Origin of the sequence: Pseudorhodoferax sp. Leaf274 (assembly GCF_001422445.1) — a bacterium.
Taxonomy (GTDB): domain Bacteria; phylum Pseudomonadota; class Gammaproteobacteria; order Burkholderiales; family Burkholderiaceae_C; genus Pseudorhodoferax.
In genome coordinates this window covers 1-6,426 of sequence record NZ_LMNA01000020.1, presented here as the reverse complement: position 1 = coordinate 6,426, position 6,426 = coordinate 1, and the positions used below count along the sequence as shown (strand labels likewise).

Here is a 6,426-nt window from a genome sequence, read left to right as displayed (position 1 = left end):
GGCCACGGCCGACCAGTTCGCGGCCAAGCAGGCGGTGTTCGGCATCGAGACGGCGCTCAAGGCCCTGGCCGCCAAGACGCCGCAGGCCGGCATGCCCGCGGAGATCAAGACCGACGTCGTGCTGGTCACCAAGGATTCCAAGTGAAGGAGATGGGCATGCAAAGACGATCGCTCTGGGGCTTTCTTGCCGGCATCGCGCTGGTGCTCGCCGGCTGCGGCGGCGGCGACGACGGCCCGCCCAAGATCATCATCGACAGCGACTACAACACCATGAGCGACGACGGCCAGCTCGGCGTGATGGCCGCGCAGCTGCAGGCCGAGGGCAAGCTGCAGGTGCTGGGCATCACCGTGGTCTCGGGCAACAAGTGGCGCGACCAGGGCGTGGTCGAGGCGCTCAAGTCCGTGGAACGCCTGGGCATGGGCCAGCGCATCCCCGTGTACGCGGGCGAGAACTACGCGCTGTCGCACGACTGGGCCACCATCGAGCAGGAGCTCGCGGCCGGCGCGGTCAACGACGGCTACTACGGCGCGTGGAGCGTCAGCAAGACCGCGCCCACGCAGGCGCAGCTGGTCGCCCCGTCCGATGGCTTCGCGACCAGCACGCCGCTGCAGGCGCAGCCGGCGGTCGACTTCCTCATCGACAGCATCAAGGCCAACCCGCGCGAGGTCACCATCCTGGCCATCGGCCCGCTGACCAACATCGCCAAGGCCATGCGCAAGGCGCCCGAGATCGTGCCGCTGATCAAGCAGATCATCTACATGGGCGGGGCCGTGCACGTGCCGGGCAACACCACCAAGCTGGCCGAGTTCAACTGGTGGTTCGACCCCGAGGCCGCGCAGTACGTGGTGCGCCAGCCCGTGCCGCAGGTGGTGGTGCCGCTGGACGTGACCGACACCGTGCTGCTGACCACGCCGATCTACAACCGCATCGCGCACGGCGCACGCACCACGGCCGTCACCAAGCAGTTCAAGGAGGTCATGGGCCCGGGCTTCAACGGCATCGGCTTCGAGGGCGACCCGAACTACACGCTGAACATCTGGGACACGCTCACGATCGCCTACCTGATCGACCCCCAGTACGCCACCGAGGTCAGCGAGGAGTATGTGGACGTGGTCGACGCGCCCGGGCAGGCCAACAACGGCCAGTCCATCGGCTACGCGGCGCAGCCGGCCGGGGCCACGCTGCAGAAGATGAAGGTGGTGAAGAAGTTCGACAACGCACGCTTCTTCGAGCTCTACGTGGATCTGCTCACGCGGCCCGTGCCGATCCCCTGAACGTGGGGCGCCGCCCGGCGCCCGTCAGAACGCCACGCCGGCGTAGAGCAGCACGTTGGCGTAGGGCGTGCACTCGCCGGTGCGCACCATCGCCTTGGCGCCCAGGCACAGCTGCTTGAATTGCGCGTGCGGCACCAGCTCCAGCGCCAGCGGCGGCAGTGCCGCACACCAGGCCGGGCGCCGCGCGCCGTCCGGCCCGCAGGCCTCCTGCGCGATCACGGCGCGCTCGACCTGCAGCTCGCTGAGCACCGCCTCCAGCACCTGCGCGAAGCCCGGCACGCCGCGCGTGACCGCCAGGTCGATGCGCAGCGGCCCGGCAGGGATCGGCAGGCCGGCATCGCCGATGACGAGCAGATCGCCGTGCCCCATGCCGGCGATGACGCGCGAGAGTTCGGCGTGCAGCAAGGTGGTGCGCTTCATGGCAGTTCCTTCGAGGTGGGTGCTTCGGGTTGGGCATCGACCTCGGCCGCCGACGGAATCGACACCTGCGCGCCCACGCGCGTCACGCACACGGCCGCGGCGCGCACGCCGCGCGCGGTCGCCTGCGCGAGGTCCTGGCCGCTGGCCAGCGCCACGGCCAGCGCGCCGGCAAAGGTATCGCCCGCGGCGGTGGTGTCGATGGCCTGCACGCGCGGCGCGGGCTGCAGGCGGCAACCGCCCTGCTCCACCGTGACGGCACCCTGCGCCCCCAGCGTGACCACCACGCGCGCGACGCCGCGCGCGCGCAGCGCCTGTCCGGCGGCGGCGGCCTGCGAGGGCGTCGCCACCGCGCAGCCGGCATAGGCCGCGGCCTCGATCTCGTTGACCACCAGCGTGTCCAGCATCGGCCACAGGCTGTCGGGCAGCGGCTGCATGGGCGAGGGGTTGAGCAGCACCGGGCAGCCGGCGCGGCGCGCCGCCGCCACGGCCTGCAGCACCACGGGCAGCGGCGATTCGAGCTGGGTGACGAAGAACTGCACGCCCTGCAGGTGCTGCGCCAGCGCGGCCTCGTCGCACTGCAGCGCGGCGTTGGCACCGGGCAGCACGACGATGCGGTTCTGCGCCGAATCCTCCAGCATCACGAGCGCACGGCCGGTCGGCACCTGCGGGTCGACCTGCAGCGCGTCGAGCGCGATGCCGTCCTGCGCCAGCGCGGCACGCAGGGCCTCGCCGTCGGCATCGCGGCCGATGCGTGCCAGCAGCCGCACCTGCGCGCCCTGGCGCGCGCAGCCGACGGCCTGGTTGCCGCCCTTGCCACCCGGCAGCAGCGCCAGCGAATGGCCGATCAGCGTCTCGCCGGCCTGCGGCGCGCGCGGCACGCGCAGCAGCAGGTCCATGTTCAGGCTGCCCAGCACCAGGATGTTCGGCACGCTGGTCATGGAAATACCATCGCGCTGCGCGCTGCGGTGCTGAGCACCTTGGGGCGGCCCGGCGGTGCTCACACCGCTGTCCCCCGGCAGGGCGCGCTCGATGCGCGCACGCGCAGCTCGGGCTGCAGCACGACCTTGCGCACGTCCTGCCGGCGCCCTTCGATGCGCTCGAGCAGCATGTCCACCGCCATCGCGGCGATGCGCTGCTTGGGCTGGGCCACGGTGCTCAAAGGCGGGCAGGCGAAGCGGGCCAGCTCGATGTCGTCGAAGCCGACGAGCGAGATGTCGTCCGGCACGGCCACGCCGCACTCGTGCGCGGCGCACAGTGCGCCGATGGCCATCAGGTCGTTGGCGACGAAGACGGCGCTGGGCCGCGGCGTGCGCCGCAGGATGGCGTGCATGGCCGCGTAGCCGCCTTCGCTCGTGAAATCGCCGGGCTGCAGCAGGCCGGCGCTGGACAGCCCCAGCCCGGCCAGCGCCAGGCGCCAACCCTCGGCGCGCTGCTCGGCCGTGGCCACGCCGGGCGGCCCGCCGATGCAGGCGATGCTGCGGTGGCCCAGCGCCGCGAGGTGCTGCACGGCGAGCAGCGCGCCCTGCATGTGCGCGGTCTCCACCAGGTCGCAGGGCAAGGTGTCGATCTCCCGGTCGACCATGACCGTGGGAATGCGCAGGCCGCTGAGCAGCCGCGGCAGGGCCGGGTCTTCGCCGGACGACACCACGATCAGCCCGTCCACACGCCGCTCGGCCAACACCTGCAGCACCATGCCCTGGCGGCGCGGCTCGTCGTCGGTGTTGCACAGCACCAGGTTGTAGCCGGCGCCGAAGCAGCGGTCCTCGATGCCGCGCACGATCTCGGCGAAGTACGGGTTCGAACTGTTGGGGATCAGCATGCCCAGCGTGTTGGTGGCGCTGCGCTGCAGGCTGCGCGCCACCGCGCTGGGCACGTAGCCCAGCGCACGGATGGCCTGTTCGACGCGGTTGCGCCCTTCTTCGCTGACGAAGCGGGTCTTGTTGACCACGTGCGAGACGGTGGTCACCGACACGTTGGCGTGGCGGGCCACGTCCTTGATGGTGGCCATGCCTCAGTGCCTGGCGGCGCGCCGCTGGCGCAGGGTGTCGACGATCACGGCCACCACGATCACGCAGCCCGTGATGATGCGCTTGCTGGGCTCGCTGGCACCGACCTGGGCGAGCCCCGCCTCCAGCACGGCGATGATCAGCACGCCGATGAAGGTGTTGACGACCGAGCCGCGCCCGCCCATCAGGCTGGTGCCGCCGATCACCACCGCGGCGATCACGCGCAGCTCCATGCCCTGCCCCGCATTGGGATCGGCCGCCTCCATGCGGGCGGCCTGCATCAGTCCGGCCAGCCCGGCCAGCAGGCCCGTGAGCGTGAACACGAGGATGCGCACCGGGCGCGGGTCCACGCCGGCCAGCCGCATGGCCTCCTCGTTGGTGCCGATGCCCACCACGCTGCGGCCGAACACGGTGCGCGTGAGCACCAGCTGGCCCACGACCACCAGCAGCACCGCCAGCACGAAGGCGACCGAGACGCCGCCGACCAGCGGCGCCGCCAGGCCGGCGATGCGCTCCCCGACGTACTGGGTGCGCGAGCCCGTGACCAGGTAGGCCGAGCCCCGCACCACCTCGAGCATGCCCAGCGAGACGATGAAGGAGGGCAGCCGCCAGGCCACGGAGACCGAGCCCAGCACCAGGCCGCACAGTGCGCCGGCCGCCAGGCCCAGCACGCTGGCGCCCAGCGGCGTCCACCCCCACTGCAGCACGGCCATGGCGCTCAAGGCGGCGCTCAGCGCCAGCACCGAGCCGACCGACAGGTCGATGCCGGCGATGATCAGCACGAAGGTCATGCCCACCGCCATGACCGCCAGCGCCGGGATCTCGTTGACGATGGCGACGAAGGTGTCGGTGGTGAAGAAGTATTCGCTGAGGCTGCTGAACAGCGCCACCATGCCGAGCAGCACGGCCGCCAGGCCCAGGTAGGTGCCGAGCTGGGCATTCAGGCCGCTGCGCGGCGTGGGGGTGGTGGGTACTGCGGCAGTCATTGGTAAGCCTCCGGCTTCGATTTCGGAGCGAGCTTGCTCGCGGCGGCCCGGCGCGGCGCTCATGCAGGAGCCTCTTCGGACCGTTGTTCGCCGACGCCGCTGAACGCGGCGGCCAGCAGGGATTGTTCGGTCCAGGCGCCGCGCGCGAACACCTGCACCAGGCGGCCGCCGCTCATGACGCCGATGCGGTCGCACATGGCCATCAGCTCGCGCAGATCGCTGGAGACCATCAGCAGCGCACGGCCGTCGGCGGCCATGCGCTCGAGTTCGGCATAGAGGTCGGCGCGCGCGCCGACGTCGACACCGCGCGTGGGCTCGTCCAGCAGCAGCACCTCGCAGTCGCGGTGCAGCCAGCGCGCGAACACCACCTTCTGCTGGTTGCCGCCGGACAGCGCGGCCACCGGCTGCTCCTCGTCGCGGCAGCGCACGCGCAGCTTGCGCACCAGGGCCTGCACGATGCCGCGCTCCTTGCCGGGCTGCAGCCAGCCGCCGCTGGCCACGGCCTGAAGGTCGCTCACGGTGGTGTTGACGCGGATCGGCAGCGGCAGCAGCAGGCCTTCGGACTTGCGGTCCTCGCTGACCAGCCCGATGCGCTGGCGCACCGCCTGCACCGGGCTGGACCAGCGCGGCGCGGCGCGGCCATCGGCCGCCAGCAGTTCCACGCTGCCGCGGTCGGCCGTGTCGGCGCCGTAGACCAGACGCAGCAGCTCGGTGCGGCCCGAGCCGACCAGCCCGGCCAGTCCGAACACCTCGCCGGCGTGCAGGTCCAGGCTCACGTCGCGCACCGCCTGGGCCCGGCCCAGGCCGCGCACGCGCAGCTTCACCGGGCCGGCCGGGCGGCGCGGGCGCTCGGCCTCGTCGTCCAGCGCGCGGCCGATCATGCGTTGCACCAGGTCGGCCTCGCTGACGCCGGCCATGGCCCGCGCGTCGACCAGCCGGCCATCGCGCAGCACGGCCACGCGGTCGCAGATGCGGCGCAGTTCCTCCAGCCGGTGCGAGACGTAGACCAGCGCCACGCCTGCCGCCGACAGCTGCGCGATCTGCGCGAACAGCCGGTCGGACTCGCGCGCGGTCAGCATGGCGGTCGGCTCGTCCAGGATCAGCACGCGCGTGTCGTCCTGCAGGTTGCGCGCGATCTCCACCATCTGCTGGTGGCCGATGCCCAGGCGCGCGACGGGCATGTCCGGGTCGATGTCGGTCAGGCCGATGCGTGCCAGCTGCTGCTCGGCCAGTGCGCGCAGGCGGCCGCGGTCGACCCAGCCGGCGCGGTGCGGCAGGCGGCCCAGCAGCAGGTTCTCGGCCACCGTCAGCGTGGGCACCAGGCCCAGCTCCTGCATGACCATGCGCACGCCCAGGGCCTCGGCCTCGCGGCGCGTGCGCGGCGCGAACGGCTGGCCGCCCAACCGCATGCTGCCGCGCGTGGGCGCGACCAGGCCGCAGACGATCTTGGACAGCGTGCTCTTGCCCGCGCCGTTCTCGCCCGTCAGCGCCAGCACCTGGCCGGCGTGCAGGTCCAGGCTGACGCCGTCCAGCACGGTCGCGGCGTAGTCCTTGCCGATGCCCTGCAGCGACAGCACGGGAAGCGCTGCCATGCTTACTTGCTGTCCTTGGTGACCAGCACGACGTCGGTCTTGATCTCTGCGGGCATGCCGGCCTGCGGCGTCTTGGCGGCCAGGGCCTTGAGCGCCGTCTCGATGCCGAACACCGCCTGCTTGGCCGCGAACTGGTCGGCCGTGGCC

Annotated in this window: 6 protein-coding genes and 2 pseudogenes; 2 read left to right on the top strand and 6 right to left on the bottom strand. The window is 72.2% G+C overall.

Annotation, left to right across the window (positions count from 1 at the left end):
- A pseudogene (locus ASF44_RS31935) lies at positions 1-145 on the top strand (sugar ABC transporter substrate-binding protein); the annotation flags it as partial.
- Between the two features lie 11 nt (positions 146-156).
- Complete coding sequence (locus tag ASF44_RS17165) at positions 157-1,275, top strand: nucleoside hydrolase (protein ID WP_056900458.1); 1,119 nt, start codon at positions 157-159, stop codon at positions 1,273-1,275.
- A gap of 24 nt (positions 1,276-1,299) precedes the next feature.
- On the opposite strand, the gene rbsD is transcribed toward ASF44_RS17165, so the two are convergent.
- The 6 genes and pseudogenes from rbsD to ASF44_RS31930 all read right to left on the bottom strand — a co-directional run.
- A complete protein-coding gene (gene rbsD / locus ASF44_RS17160; protein WP_056900457.1) occupies positions 1,300-1,695 on the bottom strand; it encodes a D-ribose pyranase in 396 nt (131 codons plus the stop codon).
- Positions 1,692-2,633 carry a ribokinase gene (rbsK, locus tag ASF44_RS17155; protein ID WP_056900456.1) on the bottom strand — a complete coding sequence of 314 codons (942 nt, stop codon included), beginning with the start codon at positions 2,631-2,633 and terminating at the stop codon, positions 1,692-1,694. The genes rbsD and rbsK overlap by 4 nt, the downstream gene beginning before the upstream one ends.
- A gap of 59 nt (positions 2,634-2,692) precedes the next feature.
- A complete protein-coding gene (locus ASF44_RS17150; RefSeq protein ID WP_056900455.1) occupies positions 2,693-3,703 on the bottom strand; it encodes a LacI family DNA-binding transcriptional regulator in 1,011 nt (336 codons plus the stop codon).
- 3 nt (positions 3,704-3,706) lie between these two features.
- Positions 3,707-4,687, bottom strand: coding sequence for an ABC transporter permease (locus ASF44_RS17145; RefSeq protein ID WP_056900454.1), 981 nt, complete (start codon positions 4,685-4,687; stop codon positions 3,707-3,709).
- 59 nt (positions 4,688-4,746) lie between these two features.
- Entirely contained in the window at positions 4,747-6,279 is a 1,533-nt protein-coding gene (locus tag ASF44_RS17140) for a sugar ABC transporter ATP-binding protein (protein WP_056900453.1), read from the bottom strand.
- Between the two features lie 2 nt (positions 6,280-6,281).
- Positions 6,282-6,426 (bottom strand): annotated as a pseudogene (locus ASF44_RS31930) (sugar ABC transporter substrate-binding protein); the annotation flags it as partial.

Coding starts and splice junctions, on each gene's coding strand:
- ASF44_RS17165 (WP_056900458.1), top strand. CDS start 157: ATGCAAAGACGATCGCTCTGGGGCTTTCTTGCCGGCATCGCGCTGGTG.
- rbsD (WP_056900457.1), bottom strand. CDS start 1,695: ATGAAGCGCACCACCTTGCTGCACGCCGAACTCTCGCGCGTCATCGCC.
- rbsK (WP_056900456.1), bottom strand. CDS start 2,633: ATGACCAGCGTGCCGAACATCCTGGTGCTGGGCAGCCTGAACATGGAC.
- ASF44_RS17150 (WP_056900455.1), bottom strand. CDS start 3,703: ATGGCCACCATCAAGGACGTGGCCCGCCACGCCAACGTGTCGGTGACC.
- ASF44_RS17145 (WP_056900454.1), bottom strand. CDS start 4,687: ATGACTGCCGCAGTACCCACCACCCCCACGCCGCGCAGCGGCCTGAAT.
- ASF44_RS17140 (WP_056900453.1), bottom strand. CDS start 6,279: ATGGCAGCGCTTCCCGTGCTGTCGCTGCAGGGCATCGGCAAGGACTAC.